The sequence below is a fragment of the Amaricoccus sp. B4 genome, from assembly GCF_043226085.1.
Taxonomy (GTDB): domain Bacteria; phylum Pseudomonadota; class Alphaproteobacteria; order Rhodobacterales; family Rhodobacteraceae; genus Amaricoccus.
In genome coordinates, this window is the sequence record NZ_CP171225.1 from 2,843,892 (window position 1) to 2,869,154 (window position 25,263).

General features: G+C 62.7%; 24 protein-coding genes. 15 read left to right on the forward strand and 9 right to left on the reverse strand.

Annotated elements, in window-relative coordinates; all coding sequences use genetic code 11:
• The first annotated feature begins 66 nt into the window (after positions 1–66).
• A complete protein-coding gene (locus ACF66B_RS13690; RefSeq protein ID WP_111429143.1) occupies positions 67–1,104 on the forward strand; it encodes a cysteine synthase A in 1,038 nt (345 codons plus the stop codon).
• A gap of 27 nt (positions 1,105–1,131) precedes the next feature.
• Positions 1,132–3,594, forward strand: a complete 2,463-nt coding sequence (locus ACF66B_RS13695) for a DUF3772 domain-containing protein (protein ID WP_162683195.1) — start codon at positions 1,132–1,134, stop codon at positions 3,592–3,594.
• On the opposite strand, the gene ACF66B_RS13700 is transcribed toward ACF66B_RS13695, so the two are convergent.
• Positions 3,551–3,832, reverse strand: coding sequence for a SemiSWEET transporter (locus tag ACF66B_RS13700; protein ID WP_111429141.1), 282 nt, complete (start codon positions 3,830–3,832; stop codon positions 3,551–3,553). The two genes, ACF66B_RS13695 and ACF66B_RS13700, sit on opposite strands and share 44 nt — an antisense overlap.
• A gap of 343 nt (positions 3,833–4,175) precedes the next feature.
• Between ACF66B_RS13700 and glyA the strand changes: the two genes are divergently transcribed.
• From glyA to mscL, 4 genes are all read left to right on the forward strand, one after another.
• On the forward strand, positions 4,176–5,471 hold the full coding sequence (glyA, locus tag ACF66B_RS13705) for a serine hydroxymethyltransferase (protein ID WP_111429140.1): 1,296 nt from the start codon (positions 4,176–4,178) through the stop codon (positions 5,469–5,471).
• Between the two features lie 512 nt (positions 5,472–5,983).
• Positions 5,984–6,298, forward strand: coding sequence for a DUF6280 family protein (locus ACF66B_RS13710; protein WP_111429139.1), 315 nt, complete (start codon positions 5,984–5,986; stop codon positions 6,296–6,298).
• Positions 6,299–6,443: 145 nt separating this feature from the next.
• Entirely contained in the window at positions 6,444–8,852 is a 2,409-nt protein-coding gene (pheT, locus tag ACF66B_RS13715; protein ID WP_111429138.1) for a phenylalanine--tRNA ligase subunit beta, read from the forward strand.
• A 129-nt stretch (positions 8,853–8,981) separates the two neighbouring features.
• Complete coding sequence (gene mscL / locus ACF66B_RS13720) at positions 8,982–9,386, forward strand: large-conductance mechanosensitive channel protein MscL (protein ID WP_111429137.1); 405 nt, start codon at positions 8,982–8,984, stop codon at positions 9,384–9,386.
• A 16-nt stretch (positions 9,387–9,402) separates the two neighbouring features.
• Here the strand turns inward: mscL and ACF66B_RS13725 are convergent, their stop codons facing one another.
• Both ACF66B_RS13725 and ACF66B_RS13730 read right to left on the reverse strand, forming a co-directional pair.
• Positions 9,403–9,726 carry an AzlD domain-containing protein gene (locus ACF66B_RS13725; protein ID WP_111429136.1) on the reverse strand — a complete coding sequence of 108 codons (324 nt, stop codon included), beginning with the start codon at positions 9,724–9,726 and terminating at the stop codon, positions 9,403–9,405.
• Complete coding sequence (locus ACF66B_RS13730; RefSeq protein WP_111429135.1) at positions 9,723–10,433, reverse strand: AzlC family ABC transporter permease; 711 nt, start codon at positions 10,431–10,433, stop codon at positions 9,723–9,725. Before ACF66B_RS13730 ends, ACF66B_RS13725 begins: the two co-directional genes overlap by 4 nt.
• A gap of 88 nt (positions 10,434–10,521) precedes the next feature.
• Here ACF66B_RS13730 and mobA point away from each other — a divergent pair, with 88 nt between their 5' ends.
• A complete protein-coding gene (mobA, locus tag ACF66B_RS13735) occupies positions 10,522–11,187 on the forward strand; it encodes a molybdenum cofactor guanylyltransferase MobA (RefSeq protein ID WP_111429134.1) in 666 nt (221 codons plus the stop codon).
• Positions 11,188–11,219: 32 nt separating this feature from the next.
• On the opposite strand, the gene ACF66B_RS13740 is transcribed toward mobA, so the two are convergent.
• Together ACF66B_RS13740 and greA are read right to left on the reverse strand one after the other, a co-directional pair.
• A complete protein-coding gene (locus ACF66B_RS13740) occupies positions 11,220–12,407 on the reverse strand; it encodes a hypothetical protein (protein WP_111429133.1) in 1,188 nt (395 codons plus the stop codon).
• 14 nt (positions 12,408–12,421) lie between these two features.
• Entirely contained in the window at positions 12,422–12,892 is a 471-nt protein-coding gene (gene greA / locus ACF66B_RS13745; protein WP_111429132.1) for a transcription elongation factor GreA, read from the reverse strand.
• A gap of 281 nt (positions 12,893–13,173) precedes the next feature.
• Between greA and ACF66B_RS13750 the strand changes: the two genes are divergently transcribed.
• From ACF66B_RS13750 to ACF66B_RS13760, 3 genes are all read left to right on the forward strand, one after another.
• Positions 13,174–14,832, forward strand: coding sequence for an electron transfer flavoprotein-ubiquinone oxidoreductase (locus ACF66B_RS13750; protein ID WP_111429131.1), 1,659 nt, complete (start codon positions 13,174–13,176; stop codon positions 14,830–14,832).
• A gap of 172 nt (positions 14,833–15,004) precedes the next feature.
• The gene (locus ACF66B_RS13755) at positions 15,005–16,624 is read left to right on the forward strand and encodes a tetratricopeptide repeat protein (protein WP_111429130.1); all 1,620 of its coding nucleotides are present in this window, start codon (positions 15,005–15,007) and stop codon (positions 16,622–16,624) included.
• A gap of 23 nt (positions 16,625–16,647) precedes the next feature.
• The gene (locus tag ACF66B_RS13760; protein WP_111429129.1) at positions 16,648–17,478 is read left to right on the forward strand and encodes a 4-(cytidine 5'-diphospho)-2-C-methyl-D-erythritol kinase; all 831 of its coding nucleotides are present in this window, start codon (positions 16,648–16,650) and stop codon (positions 17,476–17,478) included.
• Positions 17,479–17,486: 8 nt separating this feature from the next.
• Here the strand turns inward: ACF66B_RS13760 and ACF66B_RS13765 are convergent, their stop codons facing one another.
• Complete coding sequence (locus ACF66B_RS13765) at positions 17,487–18,488, reverse strand: polyprenyl synthetase family protein (RefSeq protein WP_111429128.1); 1,002 nt, start codon at positions 18,486–18,488, stop codon at positions 17,487–17,489.
• A gap of 48 nt (positions 18,489–18,536) precedes the next feature.
• Between ACF66B_RS13765 and ACF66B_RS13770 the strand changes: the two genes are divergently transcribed.
• From ACF66B_RS13770 to ACF66B_RS13785, 4 genes are all read left to right on the forward strand, one after another.
• Positions 18,537–18,758, forward strand: a complete 222-nt coding sequence (locus tag ACF66B_RS13770) for a DUF2007 domain-containing protein (protein WP_111429127.1) — start codon at positions 18,537–18,539, stop codon at positions 18,756–18,758.
• Positions 18,755–19,528, forward strand: coding sequence for a methyltransferase (locus ACF66B_RS13775; RefSeq protein ID WP_111429126.1), 774 nt, complete (start codon positions 18,755–18,757; stop codon positions 19,526–19,528). Before ACF66B_RS13770 ends, ACF66B_RS13775 begins: the two co-directional genes overlap by 4 nt.
• Positions 19,529–19,606: 78 nt before the next feature.
• Positions 19,607–20,488 carry a DMT family transporter gene (locus ACF66B_RS13780; protein WP_111429125.1) on the forward strand — a complete coding sequence of 294 codons (882 nt, stop codon included), beginning with the start codon at positions 19,607–19,609 and terminating at the stop codon, positions 20,486–20,488.
• A gap of 59 nt (positions 20,489–20,547) precedes the next feature.
• On the forward strand, positions 20,548–20,718 hold the full coding sequence (locus ACF66B_RS13785) for a DUF465 domain-containing protein (protein ID WP_111429512.1): 171 nt from the start codon (positions 20,548–20,550) through the stop codon (positions 20,716–20,718).
• 396 nt (positions 20,719–21,114) lie between these two features.
• Here ACF66B_RS13785 and ACF66B_RS13790 read toward each other — a convergent pair whose 3' ends face one another.
• Genes ACF66B_RS13790 through ACF66B_RS13800 form a run of 3 tightly spaced genes read right to left on the reverse strand, consistent with a single transcriptional unit; the run spans position 21,115 to position 24,365 of the window.
• Positions 21,115–21,882, reverse strand: coding sequence for an alpha/beta fold hydrolase (locus ACF66B_RS13790; RefSeq protein ID WP_111429124.1), 768 nt, complete (start codon positions 21,880–21,882; stop codon positions 21,115–21,117).
• Between the two features lie 30 nt (positions 21,883–21,912).
• The gene (locus ACF66B_RS13795) at positions 21,913–22,944 is read right to left on the reverse strand and encodes a TIGR01620 family protein (protein WP_111429123.1); all 1,032 of its coding nucleotides are present in this window, start codon (positions 22,942–22,944) and stop codon (positions 21,913–21,915) included.
• Positions 22,941–24,365, reverse strand: a complete 1,425-nt coding sequence (locus ACF66B_RS13800) for a YcjX family protein (RefSeq protein ID WP_111429122.1) — start codon at positions 24,363–24,365, stop codon at positions 22,941–22,943. The genes ACF66B_RS13795 and ACF66B_RS13800 overlap by 4 nt, the downstream gene beginning before the upstream one ends.
• Before the next feature lie 100 nt (positions 24,366–24,465).
• Here ACF66B_RS13800 and truA point away from each other — a divergent pair, with 100 nt between their 5' ends.
• The gene (truA, locus tag ACF66B_RS13805) at positions 24,466–25,239 is read left to right on the forward strand and encodes a tRNA pseudouridine(38-40) synthase TruA (protein WP_111429121.1); all 774 of its coding nucleotides are present in this window, start codon (positions 24,466–24,468) and stop codon (positions 25,237–25,239) included.
• Positions 25,240–25,263: the final 24 nt, after the last annotated feature.

Here is a 25,263-nt window from a genome sequence, read left to right on the forward strand (position 1 = left end):
CGGGCGATCGGTCTAATCAGGGCCACCGGGATCGCCCGTCTTCTTCGTCGCGTATCGGAGTGTGCTATGAGACTTGTCAGGGATCTGCCAGAGGCCGTGGGGAACACGCCGCTGATCCGGCTGCGCCGGGCGTCCGAAGAAACCGGCTGCGAGATCCTCGGCAAGGCGGAGTTCATGAACCCCGGCCAGTCGGTCAAGGACCGGGCGGCACTCTACATCATCCGGGATGCCGAGGCGCGCGGCACGCTGAAACCCGGCGGGACGATCGTCGAGGGTACCGCCGGGAACACCGGCATCGGGCTTGCGCTGGTCGGCTCGGCACTGGGCTATCGCACGGTGATCGTCATTCCCGAGACGCAGGCGCAGGAAAAGAAGGACATGCTGCGCATTGCGGGCGCCGAGCTTGTGGAAGTGCCCGCGGCGCCTTACCGGAACCCCAACAACTACGTCCGGTATTCGGGCCGTCTGGCGGAGGCGCTCGCGGCGCAGGATCCGAAGGGCGCGGTGTGGGCGAACCAGTTTGACAATGTGGCAAACCGGCAGGCGCATATCGAGACGACGGCGCCCGAGATATGGGAGCAGACCGGCGGAAAGGTCGACGGCTTCATCTGCGCGGTGGGATCGGGCGGCACGCTGGCTGGCGTGGCGGCCGGGCTGCGCAGCCGGAATCCGGACGTCAAGATAGGGCTTGCGGACCCCGATGGCGCCGCGCTCTACAATTATTATGCCCACGGAGAACTGAAGGCCGAGGGTTCCTCGATCACCGAGGGCATCGGGCAGGGGCGGATCACCGCCAATCTCGAAGGGCTGACGGTCGACATGCCCTACAATATCCCCGATACCGAGGCGCTCGACGTGGTTTTCGACCTGCTCGCCGAGGAAGGTCTCTGCCTCGGCTCCTCGAGCGGGGTGAATGTCGCGGGTGCCATCCGCATGGCGCGCGATCTCGGGCCGGGCCATACCATCGTCACCATGCTCTGCGATTACGGCACGCGCTATCAGTCGAAGCTCTACAATCCCGACTTCCTGCGCTCCAAGGGGCTGCCGGTTCCGGCGTGGCTCGAGAGCGGCCGCACGGACATACCCGATGTGATGGAGGTCTAGGTAGACCTCATGAGGTGGGTGCCCGGTATGACGACCTTCCTGAGGACGGTCGTCCTTCTTGCGCTGCTCGTCTGCCTTGGTCCGGGCGGCGTGGCTCCAATGGCCTTTGCCCAGCCCAAGGCGGCCGCCGAGAAGGAAAAGCCCAAGGTTCCGACCTCGGAGGAACTTGACGCATGGTCGTCCAAGGTCCAGACGCTGCTCGAAGAACCCACGACCCAGATCGATCAGCTTCAGGCCGAGCGCGAGGATCTGGTCCGGGCGCGGAACGTCGCGCTCGATGCTCAGGCCAATGGCCAGAGTTCGCTCGACGATCTCAAGGCCCGGCTCGATACGCTCGGCCCGGCCCCGACCGATGGTGCGACTGAATCCCCGGAAATCACCGACCGGCGCGCCAGCCTCGAAAAGCAGCTCAACGACGCGAAGGTGCCGATCCTTCAGGCGCAGGAAGCGGTGTTGCGGGCCAATGGCCTTATCGCCGATCTCGATCGCAAGCTGATTCAGGAATTTTCCGAGAACCTCGTCACGCGCGGCCCTGCTCCTGTCCTGCCACGGCACTGGCAGGAGACGGTGGAAGCGATCTCACAAGCGGCCAACGAGCATCTTGCCGTCGCGCAGAAGGCGCTCGAGAATGAGGCCTTCCGCGAAGCTCTGATCACCAAGCTGCCCTTGCGGCTCCTGTTGCTGATCGTTGCGGTTGCCGTGACCTTCACGGTCCGGATGCGGCTCAGCAACTGGATCGAGAAGCGCCTCTCAGTCGCGACACGGCCGCGCAGCGTTGCCTGGATTCTCGCGCTCCGGAACATGAACCGCATCGTCCTGCCGACGGTCGGGGTGGGGTTGCTTTTCGCGGCGCTGCGGCCGGAGGCCTGGTTCGCGGATCAGCCGGAGGTTCGCTTCTTCGCCGTGCCGGATTTCGCCTGGTATCTCATCGGTGCGGGCTGGCTCGGGGGAAGCCTCTTCGCGCCGCGCACGGCCAACTACCGCATCCTGCCGATCGACAATGTCGAGGCCCGGGCCGGAGCGCGGCTCGTGATGTACCTCGGGGTGCTGCTGGCCTTCGACAGCATCATCGGTTCGATGATCGGCATCTGGCGGCTTACCGCGGCAGCGCAGGCGGTTCTCTATTTCCCGATCATCGTCCTCGGGGCGATCCAGCTGCTTGCGGCGGCGTCGCTGATCCGTCTTATCCGTCGGCGGATCAGCGAGCGGGTGAGCGGCCTGGGGGCGGATGCCCAGACGGTCGGGATCGGCCTTCATGTGCTCGATCTGTTCGGCCGTCTCACCAAATTTGCCGCGGCCGCGGCACCGGCGCTCGCCGCCTGCGGTTTTCTTGCTGCCGCGCGGCTCCTCGAGTTTCCGCTCATGCAGACGATCGGGCTCGGGGGCGCGGCGCTCGTTGTCTTCGATCTCATCAGCAAGACCGCCGTGTCGCTCTTCTCCCAGCAGCACGACAACGAAAGCGGACCGCCCAATGGCGGGCTCATTCCGGTCTTCGTGGCGATTCTGGTCTTTTTCGCCTGTCTGCCCATTCTCGGGCTGATCTGGGGGGCACGGCCGACTGACATTGCCGAGGCGTGGCGGATCCTGAGCGACGGGATCGTCGTGGGTGGCGTGACGCTTTCGCCTGGGGTGATCGTCAAGTTCCTGCTTTCGTTCGGCATCATCCTGGGTCTCACCCGGCTGCTCCAGACTGTGCTCCGGGGGACTGTTTTGCCGCGCACGCGCCTCGATGCAGGCGGACGCAACGCGGTGGTCGCGGGGGTGAACTATATCGGTTTCGCGATCGCGGCGATCCTCGGGATTTCCGCCGCGGGGCTCGATCTCACCAATCTCGCGATTGTTGCGGGCGCACTGTCCGTCGGTATCGGCTTCGGCCTGCAGACGGTGGTGTCAAACTTCGTTTCGGGCATCATTCTGCTCATCGAACGGCCGATCAAGGAAGGCGACTGGATCGAGGTCGGCGAGTTCTCGGGCTATGTCCGTGGTATCCGGGTGCGGTCGACCGAGATCGAGACCTTCGATCGCGCGGCGGTGATCGTTCCCAATGCGGATCTCGTGGCAGGCACGGTGCTCAACCGGACGCATTCCGACATGACGGGGCGGCTCATCGTGCCGGTGGGGGTGAGCTACGACTCCGACCCCCGGCAGGTCGAGCGGATTCTGCTCGACATCATCGAGGGTCATCCGCTGGTGCTCGAGGATCCGGCTCCGAGCGTGCTTTTCATGGAATTTGGCGCGGATTCGATGAATTTCGAACTGCGCTGCCGCCTGCGCGATGTGAACTTCATGCTGACGGTCAAGTCGGACGTGAATTTCGAGATCGCGTCGCGGTTCCGCAAGGAGGGCATTTCCATCCCGTTCCCGCAGCGCGACGTTCACATCACGTCCGCAGATGGGTTGGGCGAGCTCGTGCAGGTCGCGGCAGCGGAGGCCGCGCGCGCGGCGGTCAGGGCGCCAGAGGGTCGCGCCGCAGAAGATCCCGCGTCTTGAAGCCGAGCAGGATCAGGACAAGGACAAGCGTCGCTCCATTGGCGAGGATGACGGGCAGCTGGCCCGCGCCGATCCCGTAGACGAGCCAGAGAAAGACGCCGGTCGCGAGCACGAGCAGCATCGCGAAATTGAGGCCCGCGGCCGAACGGCTTCGCCAAGTCTGGATGACCTGAGGCAGGAAGGCGAACGTGGTAAGCGCAGCGGCCACGAGGCCGATCAGGTCGAAGAGGCTGGTCATTTCGGGAACATCCGGACGGCGTGCGACTCGCCCCGAACATCGGGTGCAATCCCTGCCAGCCTATCGCGCCACCAGGGCGATGGCGGAAGCTGCGATTTTTGCATGGCTCCCATGCATAGGGATCATGTCTTCACCACAATGCAGGGAGACGTGAATTTCTTCAGCCGGTTACAAGGGGGGCGGCGCGCCATTCCGTGGTCGAGCGTGCCTGCACGCGTATCCCGCGACCGGGCGCAACAGGATCGTGCCCCGGGACGACAGGGCGTTTCGGGCCTTCCCCAGATCGCCGGAACCGGCTATGTGACCGGCGCGTCACACCCTCTTGTCTGCGAGGAGTCCCGTCATGAAGCACGCCACGCCCTCATCCCCCTTCTTTACCGAACCGCTCTCGAGCCGCGATGCTGCGATCTTCGAGGTCATCGGTCAGGAGCTTGGGCGCCAGCGCGAGGAGATCGAGCTGATCGCCTCCGAGAACATCGTCAGCCTTGCCGTTCTTCAGGCGCAGGGCTCGGTGCTCACCAACAAGTATGCCGAGGGCTATCCGGGCAAGCGCTATTATGGCGGCTGCCAGTTTGTCGATATTGCCGAGCAGCTCGCGATCGACCGGGCCTGCGAGCTTTTCGGGGCGAATTTCGCCAATGTTCAGCCCAACTCGGGCAGCCAGATGAACCAGGCGGTGTTTCTCGCGCTGCTTGAGCCGGGCGATACCTTCATGGGGCTCGATCTCAATTCCGGTGGTCACCTGACGCACGGCTCGCCAGTCAACATGTCGGGCAAGTGGTTCAATGTGGTTTCCTATGGCGTGCGCCAGCAGGACCAGCTTCTCGACATGGAGGACATCCGCGCCAAAGCCCGCGAGCACAAGCCGAAGCTGATCCTGGCCGGCGGCACGGCATATAGCCGCATCTGGGACTGGGCGGCGTTCCGCGAGATTGCGGATGAGGTCGGGGCCTATCTGATGGTTGACATGGCCCATATCGCGGGCCTTGTTGCCGGCGGTGTGCATCCCTCGCCGGTGCCGCATGCCCATGTGGTGACGACGACGACCCACAAGAGCCTGCGCGGACCGCGTGGCGGCCTGATCCTCTCGAATGACGAGGCGATCGCGAAGAAGATCAACTCGGCCGTCTTCCCCGGTCTCCAGGGTGGCCCGCTCATGCATGTGATCGCGGCGAAGGCCGTGGCGCTCGGTGAGGCGCTGACGCCCGAGTTCAAGGCTTATGCGGCGCAGGTGGTGGCGAACGCGAAGACGCTCGCGGCTTCCGTCCAGAAGGGCGGTCTCGGGATCGTTTCGGGTGGCACCGAGAACCACCTCATGCTGGTCGATCTGCGGCCGAAGGGTGTGACGGGCAAGGCGGCTGAGAAGGCATTGGGTCGAGCGCACATCACCTGCAACAAGAACGGCATTCCGTTCGATCCGGAGAAGCCGTTTGTGACCTCAGGCATCCGTCTCGGGACGCCTGCGGGCACCACGCGCGGGTTCGGTGCGGCGGAGTTCGAGGAAATCGGCCGGATGATCGTCGATGTCGTCGATGGCCTCGCGAAGAATGGCGAGGACGGCAACTCGGACGTCGAGGATGCCGTGAAGGCCCGGGCGATGGAGCTCTGCGGCCGCTTCCCGATCTACACTGGCATGTGAAGCCCGGCACGTCCGGTCTGAAATCACTGCGTATACATACCTGCCTCCGGATTGCCGGGGGCGGGTTTTCTTCCGTTTGTCAGACGATGGCCGGGGCAGGAGTGATTCCGGCAGAATGCTGCAGCATGGAGGCCACGCTCGGGATCGAAGTCGGGAAAAGTGAGTTGTGCCGCCTTGCACCCCGGAGCGGGTTCCTGTAGCAGCCCGCGCTCAGGACATCACGATCACGTGGCCTCCGAAAATGCCGCTTTGGCAGGCTGCTGGGCCCGTTTTGCAACCCTGGATTGAGATATTCTCTCGCCAGGGAAGGAATCTGCGTCCGAGCGTTCGCGGATGTTGATCCGTGAGCAGGTGCGGACTATATGACCGCTTACCCCCTTCGCCATGCTTTCGAGGCGTCTCAGCTATTCACCAGATGCAGGGCAGCCTTGCGGAATTGGCAGACCAAAACTGTCACCAGATCGTCATAGTGCGCCACGCTCTGACGCACTGTTAACAAAAAGGAAAACGTAATGTTCGATTACGTGGATGAGGTCGCTTACACCAACGATCAGGGTGCCCGCGCCCAGAAGCTGTTTGCTGCCGTCGTCCTGGCTGCTCTTGATGACGCCATTGCCGACGACAAGAAATATGGCAACGGCCCCGAAGTCATTGCCCGCTGGGCGCGTTCGCGCGACGGCCGGGAAGTCCTGATGTGTGCCGGAATCGATCCCAACGAACGCACCGTCAAGGGCATGATGGAATTTGTCTCCCGCGGTGTCCGCACCTCCGTCGCGCTCAGCCGCGAGGAAAGCGAACGCCAGGCGCAGCGCGCCGAAGCTGCCTGACCCCATCGCGTTCTCGTGAAAAAGGGCCGACCCTCTGGGTCGGCCCTTTTCATTTCCGGCGTGCGGTGAACGGAGCAACCGGCTTCTTGCCGATCCGGGCCCGATCCCCTAAACCCGCCTCCGTCAAGACATCCGGGGCGGCGCCATGAAGTTCACCTTATCCTGGCTCAAAGAGCATCTCGAGACCGATGCGACGCTCGAGGAGATCACCTTTGCGCTGACCGATCTCGGGCTCGAGGTCGAGGGCGTGAGCAACCCTGCGGAGCGCCTTGCGGCGTTCACCGTGGGCGAGGTGGTTGCCGCCGAGAAGCATCCCGAGGCCGACAAGCTCCAGGTATGCTGCGTCGTCACGTCGGACGGCGAGAAGCAGATCATCTGCGGCGCACCGAATGCGCGGGCGGGCATCAAGGTCGTGGTGGCGCAGCCGGGCGATTACATCCCCGGCATCGACGTGACCATCAAGGTTGGCAAGATCCGCGGTATCGAAAGCTATGGCATGATGCTGTCCGAGCGCGAGATGGAGCTTTCGGATGCGCATGACGGGATTGTCGAGCTTCCCGCCGACGTGCCAGTGGGCGCGCGCTATATCGACGTGCGGCCGTCCGATCCGGTCATCGAGATTGCGATCACGCCGAATCGGCCGGATGCGCTTGGTGTGGCAGGGATCGCGCGCGATCTCGCGGCCCGCGGGCTCGGGCGCATCATCACACCGGAGATCGCTTCGGTGCCCGGTGAGGATGCCTCGCCGCTCGCGATCTATCTTGCCCCGGATGTGGCAACGGAAGCCTGCCCCTTCTTCGTTGGGCGGTTGATCCGGGGCGTGAAGAACGGGCCATCGCCGCAGTGGCTGCAGGACCGGCTTCGTGCGATCGGGCTCCGGCCGATTTCGACGCTGGTCGACATCACCAACTTCCTCACCTTCGATCGCAACCGCCCGCTGCACGTCTTCGACGCCGACAAGGTGCATGGACCGCTGACGGTGCGGCTGGCGAAGCCTGGTGAGAGCCTGAAGGCACTCGACGAGAAGACGTATCAATTCGACGGCTCCGAAACCGTGATCGCCGATACGACCGGTGTGGAGAGCATCGGTGGGGTCATGGGGGGGCTGCGTACGAGCTGTACGGAAGAAACCGTCAACGTGATCGTTGAAGCGGCCTATTTCGACCCGATTCGGACGGCGCGGACCGGGCGGCGGCTCAAGATCAACTCGGATGCGCGCTACCGGTTCGAGCGTGGAATTGATCCCGCCTTCACCAAGGCAGGTATGGAACTCGCGACCCGGATGATCCTCGATCTTTGTGGCGGACAAGCTGCAGAGGTGACAGTGGCCGGAGCGGCGCCCGATACCTCGAGAAGCTATCGGCTCGATCCTGCGCGGGTGGTGTCGCTTGTGGGCATGGAGATCCCGCGTGCGGAGCAGGTGCGTATCCTGCGCGAGCTGGGGTTCACGCCGGAGGATGCAGACGAGGGGACGCTGCAGGTGGGTGTTCCTTCCTGGCGGCCGGATGTTCTCGGCGAGGCGGATCTCGTCGAGGAGGTCGCGCGCGTGGCATCACTTACGAAGCTCGAGGGCAAGCCGCTCGCACGCCTGGCTGGCGTTGCAAAGCCGACGCTGACTCCGATTCAGCGGCGCGAGGCTCAGGCCCGGCGGCAGATCGCAGCGCTCGGCTACAATGAATGCGTGACCTATGCCTTCATCGACCAGGAGGCTGCGGCACTCTTTGGCGGGGGCGGCCCCGAGATGCAGCTCGAGAATCCGATTTCCTCGGAAATGAGCCATCTCCGGCCCGGTCTGATGCCTGGCCTGCTGCGTGCTGCGGCCCGGAACCAGGCGCGAGGCTTCGGAGATCTGGCGCTTTTCGAGGTGGGTCAGAGCTTCCAGGGCGGCGAACCCGGGGAGCAGCGTCTCGTGGCCGCAGGGATTCGTGTGGGACATACCGGGCCGCGCGATCCGTTCGGCGGGCGCCGTCCGGTCGATCTCCATGATGCTCGGGCTGATCTCGAGGCCGTGCTTGCTGCGGTCGGCGCGCCTGCAAGCAGCGGGATTCGGCGCGGGGCGCGGGAGTGGTGGCATCCGGGCAGAAGCGGGGTGATCGGCCTTGGGCCGAAGACCGTGATCGGCGTTTTCGGTGAGCTGCATCCGAAGGTGCTCGCCGCGCTTGATGTCAAGGGACCGGCGGTCGGCTTCGCCGCCTTTCTCGAGGCGGTGCCCTTTGCGCGCAGTCGCGGTACCACGCGGCAGGCACTTGCACTGTCGGATTTCCAGAGCGTGGAGCGGGATTTCGCCTTCGTGCTGGATGCGGGTATCGAGGCGGAGGCAGTGCTTCGGGCGGCGCGCGGCGCCGACAAGGCGCTGATCGCTGATGTGTCGGTCTTCGACGTTTTCGAGGGCGCCAAGGCTGAGGCGCAGATGGGCGAAGGCCGGAAGTCGATCGCGATCGCCGTGCGGCTTCAACCGGTCGATGCGACCTTGACGGAGAAGCAGATCGAGGCGGTTTCCGCCAAGATCATTGGGGCGGTCGAGAAGGCAACCGGCGGCACTCTACGGGCCTGACCCCCTTCTTGTGCGGTGCACCGGCCACAAGCGGCTTTCGTCTGCCGTGGCCGGTTGACGCTTCTGTTGTCAGTCCACCGCGGCTGCCGCTAGTTTTCGTTTCATCTGCAATCAGGAGCGAAGCGACCGATGTTGAAGGAATTTCGGGATTTTATTGCTCGCGGCAACGTCATGGATATGGCCGTGGGGATCATCATGGGGGCGGCCTTCACCGCCATCGTGACCTCACTGGTCGACGATCTGGTCAATCCGTTGATCGGCCTCTTTACCGGCGGTGTCGATTTTTCGAGCCATATGATCAGGGTGGGCGAGGGCGAGCATGCCGCGTCCTTCATGTATGGCAATTTCATCAACGCGGTGATCAAGTTCGTGATCGTGGCCTGGGTCGTCTTCCTGCTGGTCAAGGGCGTGAACCGGATCAAGGACGCGGCGATGCCTCAGGAAGAGCCCAAGGTCGAGGGTGAGCCGGCTCCGAGTTCGGAAGCCCTTCTGGCGGAAATCCGTGACATTCTGAAGGATCGGCCGCAGGCCTGAGGCCGCGAAAACCGCCTCAGCCGAAGACCCAGAGCCCGAGATAGAGCGTGATCATGCCCGCGAGAATGGCGCCGATCACGCTGCGGCGCCATGCGCCGAAGGCAAGGGCGGCGAGGGCCGCGATGGCGCGCGCCGGGTCGAAATCGCCACCGGTGGCCTGGGGTGACAGCACGAGCGGCGTGACGATGGCTGGCAGAACCGCGACTGGCACGTAGCGCAGCAGCTTGTTGGCGAGTGGCGGCAGATCCCTGTCCCCAATCAGCCCGAGGAACGAGAAGCGGATCAGGTAGGTGCCGATTCCTAAGCAGAGGATAACGCCCCAGATCATGCTTTCGCTCATGATGTCCGCCTTTCAAGCAATGTTTCGGCAAGCGCGCCCGTTGCCATTGCGAGGCAAGCTGCGGCGATCATCCAGAGATTGAAGGGTAGGAACGAGAGCGCGAGCGATGCCACGACCGAGACGAAGGCCGCGGCCAGATGCGGCAGGCTGCGCAGCATGGGCGCGAAGAGCGCGATAAAGGTAATGGGGGCGGCGAAATCCAGGCCGAACTCGGGCGGAATGGCCTGACCTGCCACGACACCGACGATGGTAAAGACATACCAGAGCGGACAGATCGCCAGCACGGAGCCGAAAAAGAACGCCATCCGCTCTCGGATGCTCATTTCGGGATGGAGCGTGAAGCGTGCGAGCGAGACGCCGTAGGTCTGATCGGTCAGGGCGTAAGCGGCCAGCGCCCGCTGCCAGAGCGGCGCCGCGCCGAGATGCGGCACAAGCGAGGCAGAATACATCGCCATGCGCAGATTTACCGCAAGCCCGGTCAGGACCACGACGATGAACGGTGCATTGTCATTGATGAGCTGAAGTGCCGCAAACTGCGAGGCACCCGCAATCACGGCAAGGCTCATCCCGATCGCCTGCAATACGCCCCACCCTGTCTCGTGCGCCAACACCCCGAAAAGCAGCGCGAACGGTATGACGACGAGGTTGAAGGGCAGGCTCTGGCGAAAGCCTGCGAGGAAGGCGGAGCGGGTGGTATTCTGAGACATGACCGGAGCTTTTCGGGAGACGCTGTTCCTTGCGCGGTCCATCGTCTATCCTGCCCGTCACCCGTGCTGCAACCCCGATGGATCTCACATGCCTGAAAGCCGCGTCGCGATCTTCCCTCCAGATCGGCGGAGCGTTCCGGTCGCGGGTGTCGTCGTTGCTGGCGGGAGCGCACGCCGTATGGGGGGCGGGGATAAGTGTCTGCTCGATCTGGATGGCGCAACGGTTCTTGAACACGTCATCGCGCGCTTGCGGCTTCAGGTTCCGAAGGTGGTGCTGAATGCGGGTGGTGACGCATCCCGCTTTGCACGTTTTGGCGTTCCTGTGATCCCCGACAGCATCTCCGGCCAGCCCGGGCCACTCGCGGGCGTTCTTGCCGGGCTGGACTGGGCCGCGGCAGAGGGTTTCGGAAGCATCGTGACGGTGCCCGGTGATACGCCGTTTTTTCCCGAAGATCTCGTCGTGGCGCTCCGTGCGGCTGCAGTCGCGTCCGAACGGCCGCTGGTGCTGGCCCTGTCGGAAGAGCCCGGCGGCAAACTCCTGACGCATCCGGTCTGCGCCCTATGGCCGGTGGTCCTACGGGAGCGGCTCCGGGCGGACATCGTTGCCGGGGCACGGAAGGTGCGGGCGTGGGCGGAGGCTCAAGGCGCGGCGCGTGCGATCTTTCATGACCGGCGCGATCCGTTCTTCAACATCAACACACCGGAGGATCTGGCGGCTGCCAGGATGCGGCTCGTGGAGACGAGCGCAGCCTGAGAGCGGCAATTTCGGCGTACCGGGGTCTTGGATCAGTCGAAGGATCCGTTCAGGCGCGTGAGCAGCATGAAGGCGCGCCCCGAGCGGGTGTTGGCCACGTCCATGATCTCCTCGTCGCCCGCCTCGCGAGCAAAGTCCTGCAGTACGCGATCGAACCGGCGTTGGAAGAAGAGTGCGGTATCTCGGAAGATCATGTCGGATTTGAGCAGCGCACGGGTCAACTCGAGGGCCTGCTCATCGACAATGCCGCCTACGCTCGACACCTCCGCGCCGCGCTCTCCCGCCATGAAGCGACGCCAGTGGACCGGGTCGCCCGTCTCGACGGAGAGGTCATCCATGTAGACGCCCTCCTGCGAGAGGAGCGTGAGGACATCCTCGGCGGACTGAAGCATCTGCGCGAGCGGCTGATACCGCAGCACGGCCTGCAATGCCCGGAAACCCTCGAAGTCCTGATCGTCGCGCGGGAAATCCAGAGCCTTCACCAAGTCGGGCCAATCCGGACGAGCAGGATCGGTGACCGAATCCGGCAAAAGCGGCAGGAGAGGCTCCTCGCTTCTGTTCTCGCTCGGGGTGGCGGGCCGGGCTGGCGCGGTGGCCGGCCGGGCGGGTTCGGACGGTGGTGGCATTTCTGCCATTGGCGGCGCGCTGCCCACCGGATCGATTACGAGGCTATCAAGCAGGGCGGTCAATGTCGCCTGAAGGCGCACTTGGCCGGAGCTTACTGCGGAGAGCGTCTCTGCGAGATCGGTCTCGGAGCGCTGTCGGGTCTGGACGATTGCACGGATCGTCTGATCCACGGCATCGGAAACACCGCCGTTGCCGGCGGCAACGGCACGGCGTGTCGCCTCGAGCTCCGCCAGAAGCGGACCTGTGCGCTCGGTGAGCGCCACGGCGATTTCGCGTTGCTCGCGCAGGGCTTCGAAGAGCCAAGCCGCCAGCCAGACCAGGCCAAGCGGAAGAACGAGGGCAAGAAGCAGAAAAATGCCGTCGAGGAAGACCATTCCCCGCACCTGGGCTTCGGCCGCGACCGATAGAAAGCCGATGCCGTAACCCAATACGAGGATCGACCAGAGCAGGCTCGCGACGAGCGCCCAGACAATCGGCGCGGGCAGCCAACGGATCCGCTCGGCGACGCGCCGCATCATCGCACCCGGCCCTTCGCCGGAGTGCGTGAACTTGCGGGCCATTCTGGCGCGAAGCGGATCGGTTGCATCCGTCATCCCCGGTTTCCGGCTCAGATATAGGCGATTGAGAGGATTTCGTAGGACTTCACGCCACCCGGCGTCCGGACCTCGACACTGTCACCTTCCTCCTTGCCGATGAGGGCGCGCGCAAGCGGCGATTTCATGTTGAGCAGACCTCGTTCGATGTTGGCTTCCGCCTCGCCCACGATCTGGTAAGTCTTCTCGTCATCGGTGTCTTCGTCAACGATCTTGACGGTGGCCCCGAACTTGATCGCACCCGACATGCGCGACGGATCTATCACATCGCTGCGGCTGATAAGGCTTTCGAGTTCGCGAATGCGCCCTTCGATGAAACTCTGCTTCTCGCGGGCAGCGTGGTACTCCGCGTTTTCGCTCAGATCACCATGTTCCCGCGCTTCTGCAATTGCGGCAATCACCGCAGGCCGCTCCACGCTCTTCAGGTTCTTGAGCTCCGCGTCAAGTTTCGCGAAGCCCTTCGTTGTCAGCGGGACTTTTTCCATTCTCTTATTCCCTCATGCGCCAGCCCATGCACGGGCGCCAAATACAAGATCAGGCCGGAGCCCCTAGCCTCGGCCTGATCTGCGGATCTCCCCTCCGCGACGAGAGAGCATATGTATCAGACAAAGGCTTCGCAAGCAGATGGCGGGCGGTTTGGCGCGTAGTCGGCCGCACAGCGGGAATTTGCGGGTCTCGGGGGCGGTTCTCAACAATTGACCACCGGGTGAGCCTTGAGATACCCAAGCACGACGCACGGGGCAGACGGGACGGGAGCAATCTAGAGATGGCCGAATTCGAGCGCGAGGCAATGGAGTATGACGTGGTCATCGTGGGGGCCGGTCCGGCTGGGCTCTCCGCGGCGATCCGGCTCAAGCAGCTCGATCCGGAGCTTGGTGTCGTTGTGCTGGAAAAGGGCTCCGAAGTGGGCGCCCATATCCTTTCCGGTGCTGTCCTTGATCCCAGTGGTCTCGATGCTCTGATCCCTGACTGGAAGGAGCGCGGCGCGCCGATCAACGTTCCCGTTACCGAAGACCGATTCCTGGTGCTCGGTCCGTCAGGCAGTATCCGGCTGCCAAACTGGCCGATGCCGAGCCTGATGAACAATCACGGCAATTATATCGTCTCGATGGCGAATGTCTGCCGCTGGATGGCGGAGCAGGCGGAAGAACTCGGGGTCGAGATCTTTCCCGGCATGGCCGCGAGCGAAGTCGTCTGGGGCGAGAACGGCGAGGTGAAGGGCGTCGTTGCCGGTGAGTTCGGTCTCGACGAGAACCGTGAACCGGGACCGAACTATGAGCCGGGCATGGAACTGCATGGCAAGTATGTCTTCATCGCCGAGGGCGTGCGCGGCAGCCTCGCGAAGCAGATCATTGCCAAGTATGGCCTTTCTGACGGCAAGGAGCCGCAGAAGTTCGGCCTTGGCATGAAGGAGATCTGGGAGGTCAATCCGGAGGTTCACAAGGAGGGTCAGGTCACCCATACCATGGGCTGGCCGCTCGGCAAGAACGCCGGTGGCGGATCGTTCATGTATCACCTTGAGAACAATCAGGTTTTCGTGGGATTTGTGGTGCATCTGAATTACCAGAACCCGCACCTCTTCCCTTACATGGAATTCCAGCGGTTCAAGCATCACCCTGTGATTGCCGAAGTGCTGAAGGGCGGCAAGCGAATCGCCTATGGTGCGCGCGCGATCTCCGAAGGCGGGTGGCAGTCGATGCCGAAGCTCGCGTTCCCGGGGGGCGCGCTTCTCGGGTGCTCGGCAGGCATGGTCAACGTGCCGCGCATCAAGGGCAACCATAATGCGATGATCTCCGGCATGGCCGCAGCCGAAGCGGCGTTCGAGGCAATCAGTGCCGGCCGGTCGGGCGATGAGCTCAATACCTACGAGGAAAACGTGCGGAGCGGCCCGATTGCGGCGGATCTGAAGCCCGTTCGCAACCTCAAGCCGCTCTGGTCAAAATACGGGCTGGCTGCATCTCTCACGCTGGGCGGTTTCGACATGTGGTGGAACTCGCTTTTCGCGAACCGCTCGCTCTTTGGCACAATGAAGCATGGCAAAACCGATGCGGAGGCGACAGGGCGCGCTGAGCGGTTCGAGCCGATCGACTATCCGAAGCCCGATGGTGTTCTGTCCTTCGACCGGCTGACGAATGTCGCCTATTCGTTCACGAATCATGACGAGAGCCAGCCCTGTCATTTGCGTCTTGGCATGGCGGAGATTCCGGTAGAGCTCAATTTGCCGCGATTTGACGAGCCTGCACAGCGCTACTGCCCGGCTGGCGTCTATGAAGTGCTGCGGGATGAGGACGGGTCGAACCCGCGGTTCCAGATCAACTTCCAGAACTGCGTTCACTGCAAGACCTGCGACATCAAGGATCCGGCGCAGAACATCACCTGGTGCACGCCGCAGGGCGGAGACGGGCCGAACTACCCCAACATGTGATGGCGGCAGGTTGCCAAGCGAGAATCGTCCGATTGCAACCGTTTTAGAGCCAGACTAGGGTCGAGCCTTGTCGCAATCCGGAGATCGTCCCTTGCCGAATACCTTGGCTCGTCTGACCCGAACCATCCTTGCTACGGTTGTGTTGAGCCTGGCTGCGGGGAGTGGGGGGGCAGTGACGCTCTCCGGAGCCTATCTTGCGGCGATGCAGGCAGATTTCCGCGACGACTATTCGGTTGCCGCGGAATACTACATTCAGGCGCTTCTCCTCGATCCGGAGAATGCGGCACTGATGCAGAATGCTGTGGTGATGGAGACGGCGCAGGGCGACGCCGCGGCCGCCGGGGCGCTGGCGGAAAAGCTCATAAAGGTCACTCCCGATAATCAGCTGGCAGCTCTGGTACTGCTTGCTGATGCGCTGGCCGCTGAAGATTTCGTTGGCGCTCAAGTGATCCTTCAGACGCATGCGGCACAGATCAATCCGCTGCTGGGTGGACTCGTGTCTGCCTGGGTTGCCGTGGGGCTGCAGGATTTCGCGGCTGCTCAGAAGCGGTTCGATGCGATGGGTGGCAATGAAGCGCTCGCGGCCTATGGACAGTATCACAAGGCGCTGGCCCTTGCGTTTGCCGGTGATTTCGTGTCGGCGGAAGCCATCCTCGCCGGCGGCGATCAGGGGCCACTTCACCTCGATCGTAATGCCCTGATCGCACACGCACAGATTCTTGCCCAGATCGGCCGCGAAGCCGAGGCAATCGACATTCTGGACGAGGTGTTGTCGAGCGGATTTCCTGACGCTGCGATCTCGCAATTGCGCGACAGGCTTGCCGCGGGCGAGGAGGTTGCCTTCACCCAAGTCCGGTCGGCGCGTGATGGCGCCGCCGAAGCCTTTCTCACCCTTGCGGATGCGCTCGACAGCGGTGATTCCGAGAGGCTCTCCCTCCTTCACGCCCGGCTTGCGGCCCATGTGAGCCCTGGCCTTGTTGAAGCCAATCTGCTTTCGGCGGAGCTTCTCGAATCCGAGGGCCAGTACAAACTTGCGGAAGCTGCGCTTGATACTGTTCCCGACACGTCGCCCTGGTATGTGACCGCTGGCATTCGCCGAGCCGCGGTTGTTGGAGCTTCCGGTGATGAAGCCGGGGGCATCGAGATCCTGATGACGCTCTCGGAGAGCCGGGCCGATGATATAGAAGTCTGGTCCGCTCTCGGCGATGCGCTGCGCGGAGCAGAAAGATATCAGGAGGCGGCCGAGGCCTATAGCCGGGCGATTGAACTCGTACCCGATCCGCAGCCGCCACATTGGGTGCTCTTCTATTCCCGGGGCATTGCCTATGAGCGAGCAGGGGAGTGGTCGAAATCGGAGCTCGATTTCCGCGAGGCACTTGCGCTCGAGCCGGATCAGCCGCTCGTTCTGAATTATCTCGGCTATTCCATGGTGGAGAAGGGCGAGGATCTCGACGCTGCGCTTGCGATGATCGAGAAGGCGGTCGATGGCCGGCCGGACGATGGCTACATCACCGATTCGCTCGGCTGGGTTCTGTACCGGCTTGGGCGGTATCAAGAGGCCGTTCCGCATATGCTGCGTGCGGTGGAACTCACTCCCGATGATCCTGTCATCAACGACCATCTTGGCGATGTGCTCTGGTCGGTCGGGCGCAAACGGGAAGCCGAGTTCCAGTGGCGCCGGGCTCTATCCTTCGGCCCCGGCGAAGATCTCGATATGGATCGGGTTCGCCGCAAGCTCGATGTCGGGCTTGATCGTGTGCTTGCTGAGCCGGACGAGAAAACTGACGGCTGAATTTCTGGCTGGTGTGCCGAAAGATGACGAACTGGCAGACGGAATTTGCACCGGCAAAGGTCAACCTCGCGCTTCATGTCACGGGCCGGCGGGCGGATGGCTATCATTTGCTCGATAGTCTGGTCGTCTTCGCGCAAGTCGGTGATACGATTGCTGCGCGGCCTTCGGCCGCATTGTCCCTGGCTCTTGAGGGCCCGTTTGCGAAGGGGCTTTCGATCGACGAGGACAATCTCGTGCTCCGTGCTGCGCATCTTGCTCGTGCAGAAGCGGAGCTCAGGCTCATCAAGAACCTGCCGATTGCGAGCGGCATCGGTGGTGGATCGGCCGATGCCGCAGCCACCTTGCGGCTGCTTTCGCGCATTACTGGCCGCTCCTTGCCGGAGGATGATGCGGTTCTGGCCCTGGGGGCGGATGTTCCGGTGTGTCTCCTATCGCGCTCCTGCCGGATGTCCGGGATCGGTGAAAGGATCGAGCCGGTGGAGTTGCCGGAGTTCTGGCTCGTGCTGGTTAATCCGGGTGTTCCGGTCCCGACCGGAACGGTTTTCGGAGGGCTCTTATCGAGGGACAATCCTCCGCTCGATCCGCTGGCCGGGATCGAAAAAATCGATGGGTTCTTGGAGTATCTTGCTAGGGCACGCAACGATCTCGAGGCGCCTGCGCGCCGAACTCAGCCGGTAATTGAAGTTGTACTGAACACTCTGAGAAGCCAGTTTGGCTGCAGGATTGCACGGATGTCTGGCTCCGGGGCCACCTGCTTTGGTGTCTTTTGCAGCGCGGCCGATGCAGAGGCGGCAGCGACCTCCATTCGCCATGCAGCTCCGGCCTGGTGGGTGGCTGCGACAGCGGTCGTCTAACGACCGAGTCAGACGATTCTCTCGACGACAAAATCGGCGAGTGCGTCGAGCATGTCACGAAATGTGCCTGATGGCAGATCGCGCAGAGCCTCACGGGCGCGAGCCGCGTGATCGAGCGCGGCGGCTCGAGTCTGATCGAGTGCGCCATGCCTTGTCATAAGGGCGATCGCTTCTTCAAGATCTCCGTCACGCTGATCGTTGCGCGCGATGACGCGTTCCCAGAAGGTGCGCTCCCTGGCGTCTGCCGCAGCGAGTGCCTTGATGACAGGCAGTGACATCTTGCGCTCGCGAAAATCGTCGCCGGTATTCTTGCCGAGCCTTGCCGAGACGCCGCCATAATCGAGGAGATCGTCCGTGATCTGGAAGCTTACGCCGAGGGCATCCCCATAGGCGAAGAATGCGCGGACGTGCTCTTCCGGGGCTCCGGCGACCACGGCGCCCGCCTCCGTCGCCGCGGAGAAGAGCGCAGCGGTTTTGCCTCGTACGACCTGGAGATAGATTTCTTCGGTCGTTTCCAGATTTGCGGCTGCCGTGAGCTGCAGGACCTCACCTTCCGCAATTACGGCCGATGCGTTCGAGAGAATATCGAGCACGCGGATCGAACCCGTCTCGACCATGAGTTTGAAGGAGCGCGCGAAGAGATAATCGCCGACCAGCACGCTCGACTTGTTGTCCCAGAGCAGGTTTGCCGTCGGGCGGCCGCGGCGCTTTGTGCTCTCATCGACAACGTCATCATGGAGCAAGGTGGCAGTGTGGATGAATTCGACGGCCGCTGCGAGTTTTACATGATCCTGGCCCGCATAATTGCAATGCCGTGCGGCGGCGAGTGTCAGAAGCGGCCGGATACGTTTGCCGCCAGCTTCGACCAAGTGAGCCGTCACTTCCGGGATCCGGGGGGCATGCTCGCTCGCCATGCGCCTGCGAATGAGGGCATTGACCTCGGTCATGTCGCTCGCGAGCGCGGCCTGCAGCCGCTCGATCGGCGTCTCGATGCGCTCCGGCGTATTCATGCGTCTTGGCTCTCGACCTTGGGGAGGGGTGAGCCTACGTTCCGGGAGATGAAAGAAATACTCCGGACCACTGACCCCACCATCATTGCTTTCGGCTCCGCGCTACTGCGCGCCGAGGGTATAGACTGCTTTGTAATGGACGTCCATATGAGCGTGCTGGAAGGCGGGATCGGGCTGTTTCCCAGACGGCTCTCGGTACGGGACAAGGATGCTTTCCGCGCCCGCGCGATCTTGCGAGATAATGAGGTCGAGGATCTGGTAGAGGAATGAGCTTCGAGCCAGATGAGCTGAGCTGCGACGGTTTTCTGGGGGGAAGGCTGCAAATCCTGCAGCCAAAGTCCGGATATCGGGCTGCCACTGATCCGGTGTTCCTCGCGGCATTTACGCAGGCACGGGCGGGGGAAACCTTACTCGATCTGGGGTGCGGGGTGGGGACAGCCGGCCTCTGTGTGGCGCGGCGGGTTCCTGGCGTGGTCCTGCATGGGCTCGAGCTGCAGCCGGCTTACGCGGAGCTCGCGCGGAGAAATGCCGAGGTGAACGGAATACCGGCTGTTATCCATGACGGAGATCTTCTCGCCCCGCCCCGAGCGCTCAGGGAGATCGCTTTCGATCACGTCATCATGAATCCGCCGTTCTACGCTGCCGGGGCTGCTACCGGCGCGCAGGACCCGGGACGGGACAGGGCTCATCGCGAGGCTGAAGCGACAGGGCTTGATGCCTGGATTTCCGCAGGGATGCGCCGTTTGCGGCAGGGTGGGGCGATTGTTATTGTGCATAGGGCTGAGCGACTTGCAGAAATACTTGCGGCGTTGAATGGCCCGGCTGGAGCGATCGAGATTTTACCACTCGTTCCGCGGGTGGGAAGGCCGGCAAATCGTGTTCTGGTGCGTGCGCGGAAGACGCGGAGGGCACCCCTAAGCCTTTATAATCCATTAACTATTCATGAAGGAAAGTCACACATCCGGGACGGGGACGACTATACGGAAGATGTGGTGAAAGTTTTACGAGAGTTGTCCGGGCTATTGCTAAACTCTCGTTAAAGTGGTATAAATTCATCACTTTATACCTATTGGCGAGTGGTGCAGTGTCGTTCCGCCAATTGTAGTGGGGTGTGTGCGATGCAAACGGGTGTTTGTTTTCTGATTCTTGCAATGCTTTTGACCCCGGCCGTCGATGGCGTTGCCAAGACGCTTGCTGCAGATCACACCCCGATGATGATCGCGTTTCTCCGTTATATGACTGCAGGTCTCATCGCGACGGCAATCGCCAAAGGCACAGGTCGAAAGATCGTCGTGCCTCGGGGCGACCGCGTCGGGCAGCTCGTCCGAACGGGGCTCATCATGGGCGCAATGGTCTCGCTCATTGCCGCCCTTGGCATGGTGCCGATGGCAAAGGCCGTCGGGGGGTTTCTCATTGCGCCGATTGTCTCCGGGTTGCTTGGCATCGCAATCTGGAAGGAAGAGCCGACGCCAACGCGTCTCGCCGGGTCTGCCGTTAGCTTTGTGGGGGCGGCTCTGCTTCTGCGCCCTGAAGCCGGCATCGAGCTTGGCGCGATTTTTTCACTGGTTGGTGGGGCGTTGCTCGGGACGTATCTGGCGGCCACGCGTGGCGCGACCCAGCAAACGGACGCACTTTCGACGCTTGCAGTACAGTCTCTCCTTGGGGCCGGTCTGATTGCGCCCTTCGCCTTTGCTGGAGGGTTGCCAGTCCTTTCACCGTCGCTGTTCTTGGGAGCGCTTGCGCTTGGTGGTGTCTCCGCCATCTGTCACTTTCTTACGGTCGCGGCATATCAAAGGGCCGAGGCGACGGTGCTTGCCCCTTTCCTCTATTTCAATCTCCTGACCGCGATGGTCGTCGGCTTCTTCTGGTTCGACGAATCGATTGGTCTCATGAGCTTTTTCGGGCTTATTGCGATCGCGGGCGGCGGCATTCTCACACTTGTGAACCCGGATCGGCTCCAACTCGCCTTTATCGAGAATTCTCGGCTTCGCGCTGCGTGACAGATATATGAAAACATGTTTTACTCCATGCGTTGTTCCTAACCAGCATGGAGGAAAACATGAGCGTGAGTTCCCATCTGTCTGAGCTGCGTAAGAAGCATCAGGCGCTTTCGGATCATATTGAAGCCGAGCAGCGGCAACCGGCATCCAATGACCTGGATATCAAGCAACTCAAGCTCCAGAAGCTTCATCTGAAGGAAGAGATCGAACGCCTCGCGGCGCAGGTCTGATCAACGCGAGTCAAGCAAGACGTTGATAGTTGTTACTCCGGCCTCGTCGGCTGAACAACAAAGTTCCCAGAACATATCCAGTGAAGACAGGATCGGCAAAGCTACTATCGCATTGCCGATCCGGCATCGCGCAGGGCGGCCGCAATCCGGGCGCTCAGTTCCCCGATCGTATTCGGTTCGCATCAGGTAGCGTCGAGAAAGGGCACTACCTGATGCAGCTAGGTGGCTAAAGTCCGGGGGGCGGCGAAAGCTTATGACCTCCCGGAAGCGGAAACGCGCGGGCTGGCTGCGTGGTGCGGTCGGCCACTCTCCAGACGCATGCGGTCGCTATGCGAGTTTTTCATTTCTTGTTCTGACCTGCAGACCTCTGTCCTTGGCCCGCGCAATCGGGTCGCTTCAGCCTTGATTGCCAAGTGGGCAGTCGGTCAGAAGCGACTCCAATGTATCGGCAAGAAGCGCGAGGTTTTCAGGCTCGCTGAACCGGTGGTCCGCGCCTTTGACAATCGTCAGGCGGAGGTCCGGTCCGGTCGCGTGGTCCAGAAGGCGGAGAGCGACGGACAGCGGCACATCGTGGTCTTCCGAGCCGTGCAACAGGCGCACCGGGAAGGGCAACTGAAGGGGCGTGCGCAAAACCAGGTTGTTTCGTCCATCTTCGATCAGCCGCCGGGTGATGCGGTATGGTTCGTCGGAGTAGTCGGACGGGACGTCGACATGACCCAGCGCTTCCAGGTCCACGCGCTGCTGGTTCGTGAAGTTCGCCACCATGGCGTCTTCCGTGAAATCCGGTGCTGCAGCGATTCCGACAATTGCGGCGATGCTCGTGCCTAGACGAGATGCCACAAGCAGACTGATCCATCCGCCCATACTGGATCCCACAAGAATCCGGGAACCGGAGGTGAGCTGGTTAATCGTTTCCTCAGCATCACGTGCCCAGTCTCCGATTGAGCCCTCCTCAAACTTGCCCGACGATGCACCATGGCCAGTGTAGTCGAAGCGCAGGAAGCCAATGCTTTTCTTCCGCGCCCAGTCTTCCAGGAAGAGAGCTTTCGTACCGCTCATGTCCGACCGGAATCCGCCCAGGAATACGACAGTAGGCCCGGATCCTTCCGTGTGATGATATGCGATGCGGCGACCGTCTGCTGCTTCAAGAAATCTCGGGATCATTTGTGCTCCATCGCGGCTTTCGACGGCAGATCAGCTGGCCCTTTCCGGAAAGAGGCCGGTGAGTGAGCGTCTGACAATGTTGGTGACTGAAGGTCTTCTCAGAGACGAGAATGGCAGCGGCCTGCAGACCTCCATTGCCGCTATGCCGACCCGCGCGGTCAGGGCTCCGTTGATCATGCCCTCGCCGAAGCGCCGCGATATTCGGGTAAGCGCGCTGCCGCCTGCGACCGAGGAGATCAGATCATCACCGACTGCGACAGCGCCGGTCGCAAGCAGGTGAGTGGCAACCGCCCGGAGCAGACGCCATGACCCGAAGAGTCCGGCATGGGCGCCGTAGATTTCGGCAATTCGGCGAATCATGCGCACGTTCATCGAGAGAGCGGAGAGTACATCCGCAAACGCGAGGGGAACGAGCGCAGTGACGCCGGCAACGGTGCGCGCGGCGGCCTCGATTTCGCGGCGCGTTTCGCGATCCAGTGGCTCGAAGAGCGTGCGTTCGGTGAGCGCAATGACGGCATCGGCGTCGAGCAGATCGGAACGCTTGGCTTCAAGCTCCTGAGCTCCCCATGCGACATCGGTCCGGCCCGCGTAAAAACCCTCCAGCCTTCTGGAGAGATCGACTGCTGCCTTATGGTCGGCAGAGCTCAGCGCGCTTGCCGCGTCTCTGCGGAAGGTGTCGATTCGAGCAAGGCGCCGAAAAGCCCAGATCTCACGTGCAACCTGAATGAAGACGACAAGGAGAAGCAGGCAGAGAATGACCAGCGCAGCCGTGCCTATGGCAGGAAAGCGGTCCATGAGGCCGGTGATGTAGTCATATGCTGCAACCGAGATGACCAGGCTCAGGAAGCCGGAAAGCAGAGACCAGAACCATGCTCCCCACCCAGTTCTTCGGCGACCAGCAAGCCTGGTAACCTTGAGCATTGCGGTGCCTTCCGGCGGAACGTCGTCGTCTGGTGGGGGTGGGGCTTCCGCGGGGCTTGAGGCTTCCGGGGTTGGGAGGTCGGAGGAGCGGAGTATGAAGGGGCCGGTCTCGCCGACGGGATCTGTCTCGGGGCGGGTCATGCCAGACGGTCTCCGATGAGAAATTCAGCGGCACGGTCGAGCCGGATGTGAGGTGGCGCCTCGCCCGGGTGCAGATCGAGCTTCGGCGGAGCGAATCGCGTCACATTATAAGCCGTGCCTTGCCACTCCTCGGCTCCGTGACGAGCCGGAGAAAGAACATGCGCCGGATTTTCGGGCAATGTGCCGGGGAAGAGTGCGGCGTCTTCACCGGTATCGAGAAGGCGTCCGCGAACTACGTCCACGGTGCGCCCCCGATGCTCTACCGTCTGCTCGACCGTTGCGCGGAGGCTGGCGATGGCCATTGCGCCGGTCTTTGCGCCTCGGAAATTTGCGCGGTCGCGGGCATCCTTGACGAGCGCCTCCGCGATTGCGGCGAGCCGGGCGTGTTGGCTGTGATGCAGATGGTCCGCCTTCGTGGCGGCAAAGAGGATGCGGTCGACACGCCGCCCGAGGATGGGGGCAAGCCAGGAGTTCTTGCCGGGCCGGAAGCAGGTGAGAATCTCGGCCATCGCCGTACGCAGATCTTCAAGAGCGCGGGGACCGTCACTGATGGCGCCAAGGGCATCGATGAGAACAACCTGCCGGTCAAAGCGTGCAAAGTGGTTACGGAAGAAGGGGGCCACGACAACGCGCTTGTAGGATTCGAACCGCTTCTCGAAGGTGTTCCAGAGCGATCCGCCACGCTTGGCCGCGGGCTGAGGAAGCGGCGCGAAGGTGAGCGCGGGTGTGCCTTCGAGATCGCCGGGCATGAGGAAGCGTCCGGGAGCTACAGATGAGAGGCCGGCGGCGCGCGAAGCCGCCAAGTAGGCCGTGAAGCTCTCCGCAAGGCCGGTTGCAGTTGCTTCATTGAGCGCGGCGGCAGGATCGCAGTCCTTGAGGCGGGCGAGAAAGGCCGCTGCATGGTCGGAACGCCCTGGGCTCCCCGCCATCTCGAGCGTGCGCGCAGACCATGACGCATAGCTTTGGCTCATGAGCGGCAGATCGAGTAGCCACTCCCCGGGATAGTCGATGATGTCGAGGTGGATGGTACGCTGGCCGCCCAGACTGGTGAGGAGCCCCGAAGGGCGCAGACGGAGGGACAGGCGCAGTGTGGAGATCGAGCGCGTGCTTTCGGGCCAGTGAGGCTCTGGCGCCGTAAGGGCGGCCATGTGATCTTCGAACGCGAACCTGGGAACGGTGTGATCTGGGTGTGGCTGCAGCCACGCCGAAAGGATGCGCCCTTCCGCTGCTGCGCGAAGCTGCGGCATGCGACCGCGATCAAGCAGGTTGGCAACAAGCGATGTAATGAAGACGGTCTTGCCTGCGCGGCTGAGGCCGGTGACACCGATCCGGACAACAGGATCGAAGAGTGACTCGCCGATGCCTTCGATCGTCTCCTCGATCCCGCGGGTGACGCTTCGCGTGATGCGGTTCAGGATCAATCCGGGCCTCCCATGCGCTTCGACTTAGTGAGGTAATGCCTCTCCGGCTTCGCCGCAATGGCGGCTTGGCAAGCGAGAGTGGGAAGGGTAGGGGCGGGGCATGCAGAGATATGCCCTGAAGATCGAGTATGATGGCCGGCCGTTCTCCGGCTGGCAGCGGCAGGCAGAGCACCCAAGCGTGCAGGGTGCGCTTGAGTCCGCCATCGCGCGCATCGAGCCCGCCGCTCCTGCAGTCGGTGCCGCAGGGCGGACGGATGCGGGCGTTCATGCCCTCGGGCAGGTCGCTCATGTCGACCTTGATCGGGACTGGGATCCGCTCCGGTTGCGAGATGCCCTCAACGCGCATCTCCGGCCTGCGCCAGTCGCTGTCGTGGACGCGGCGCTGGTTTCCGTCGATTTTCATGCCAGATTTTCGGCGATATCGCGGGAATATCTCTTTCGCCTGGTGACGCGGAGGGCGCCGCTCGTGCGGGATGCGGGATTTGCATGGCGGGTCAACCGGCCACTCGATCTCGAATCCATGCGCAAGGCGGCGGCACATCTGATCGGGCGGCATGACTTCACGACCTTCCGTTCAGCGATGTGCCAGGCAGATAGCCCCGTGCGGACGCTCGATATCCTTGAGATCCAGGAGGCTCCCTATCCATCGGGGCGAGAGTTTCTGTTCCGGCTCAAGGCTCGCTCCTTCCTGCATAACCAGGTTCGCAGCATCGTCGGCACGCTTGAGCGTGTCGGCGCAGGCGCCTGGGATCCAAGCCGTGTGAGCGAGGCGCTTGCCGCGCGTGAGCGGGCGGCATGTGGGCCCGTCTGTCCCCCGGATGGGCTCTGTCTCGTCGATGTCGGTTATCCTGAAGATCCATTTTGCTCTGGCTGAAACTCTATGAGGCGGAGAGGAAGT

Bases quoted from the DNA above. Each gene is read 5' to 3' on its own strand.
- truA (WP_111429121.1), top strand. From the start codon at position 24,466: ATGCAGAGATATGCCCTGAAGATCGAGTATGATGGCCGGCCGTTCTCC.
- ACF66B_RS13700 (WP_111429141.1), bottom strand. From the start codon at position 3,832: ATGACCAGCCTCTTCGACCTGATCGGCCTCGTGGCCGCTGCGCTTACC.
- pheT (WP_111429138.1), top strand. From the start codon at position 6,444: ATGAAGTTCACCTTATCCTGGCTCAAAGAGCATCTCGAGACCGATGCG.
- ACF66B_RS13795 (WP_111429123.1), bottom strand. From the start codon at position 22,944: ATGACCCGCCCCGAGACAGATCCCGTCGGCGAGACCGGCCCCTTCATA.
- glyA (WP_111429140.1), top strand. From the start codon at position 4,176: ATGAAGCACGCCACGCCCTCATCCCCCTTCTTTACCGAACCGCTCTCG.
- ACF66B_RS13765 (WP_111429128.1), bottom strand. From the start codon at position 18,488: ATGAATACGCCGGAGCGCATCGAGACGCCGATCGAGCGGCTGCAGGCC.
- ACF66B_RS13740 (WP_111429133.1), bottom strand. From the start codon at position 12,407: ATGACGGATGCAACCGATCCGCTTCGCGCCAGAATGGCCCGCAAGTTC.
- mscL (WP_111429137.1), top strand. From the start codon at position 8,982: ATGTTGAAGGAATTTCGGGATTTTATTGCTCGCGGCAACGTCATGGAT.
- ACF66B_RS13730 (WP_111429135.1), bottom strand. From the start codon at position 10,433: ATGTCTCAGAATACCACCCGCTCCGCCTTCCTCGCAGGCTTTCGCCAG.
- ACF66B_RS13785 (WP_111429512.1), top strand. From the start codon at position 20,548: ATGAGCGTGAGTTCCCATCTGTCTGAGCTGCGTAAGAAGCATCAGGCG.
- greA (WP_111429132.1), bottom strand. From the start codon at position 12,892: ATGGAAAAAGTCCCGCTGACAACGAAGGGCTTCGCGAAACTTGACGCG.
- mobA (WP_111429134.1), top strand. From the start codon at position 10,522: ATGCCTGAAAGCCGCGTCGCGATCTTCCCTCCAGATCGGCGGAGCGTT.
- ACF66B_RS13695 (WP_162683195.1), top strand. From the start codon at position 1,132: ATGACGACCTTCCTGAGGACGGTCGTCCTTCTTGCGCTGCTCGTCTGC.
- ACF66B_RS13780 (WP_111429125.1), top strand. From the start codon at position 19,607: ATGCAAACGGGTGTTTGTTTTCTGATTCTTGCAATGCTTTTGACCCCG.
- ACF66B_RS13775 (WP_111429126.1), top strand. From the start codon at position 18,755: ATGAGCTTCGAGCCAGATGAGCTGAGCTGCGACGGTTTTCTGGGGGGA.
- ACF66B_RS13760 (WP_111429129.1), top strand. From the start codon at position 16,648: ATGACGAACTGGCAGACGGAATTTGCACCGGCAAAGGTCAACCTCGCG.
- ACF66B_RS13750 (WP_111429131.1), top strand. From the start codon at position 13,174: ATGGCCGAATTCGAGCGCGAGGCAATGGAGTATGACGTGGTCATCGTG.
- ACF66B_RS13770 (WP_111429127.1), top strand. From the start codon at position 18,537: ATGAAAGAAATACTCCGGACCACTGACCCCACCATCATTGCTTTCGGC.
- ACF66B_RS13725 (WP_111429136.1), bottom strand. From the start codon at position 9,726: ATGAGCGAAAGCATGATCTGGGGCGTTATCCTCTGCTTAGGAATCGGC.
- ACF66B_RS13710 (WP_111429139.1), top strand. From the start codon at position 5,984: ATGTTCGATTACGTGGATGAGGTCGCTTACACCAACGATCAGGGTGCC.
- ACF66B_RS13690 (WP_111429143.1), top strand. From the start codon at position 67: ATGAGACTTGTCAGGGATCTGCCAGAGGCCGTGGGGAACACGCCGCTG.
- ACF66B_RS13790 (WP_111429124.1), bottom strand. From the start codon at position 21,882: ATGATCCCGAGATTTCTTGAAGCAGCAGACGGTCGCCGCATCGCATAT.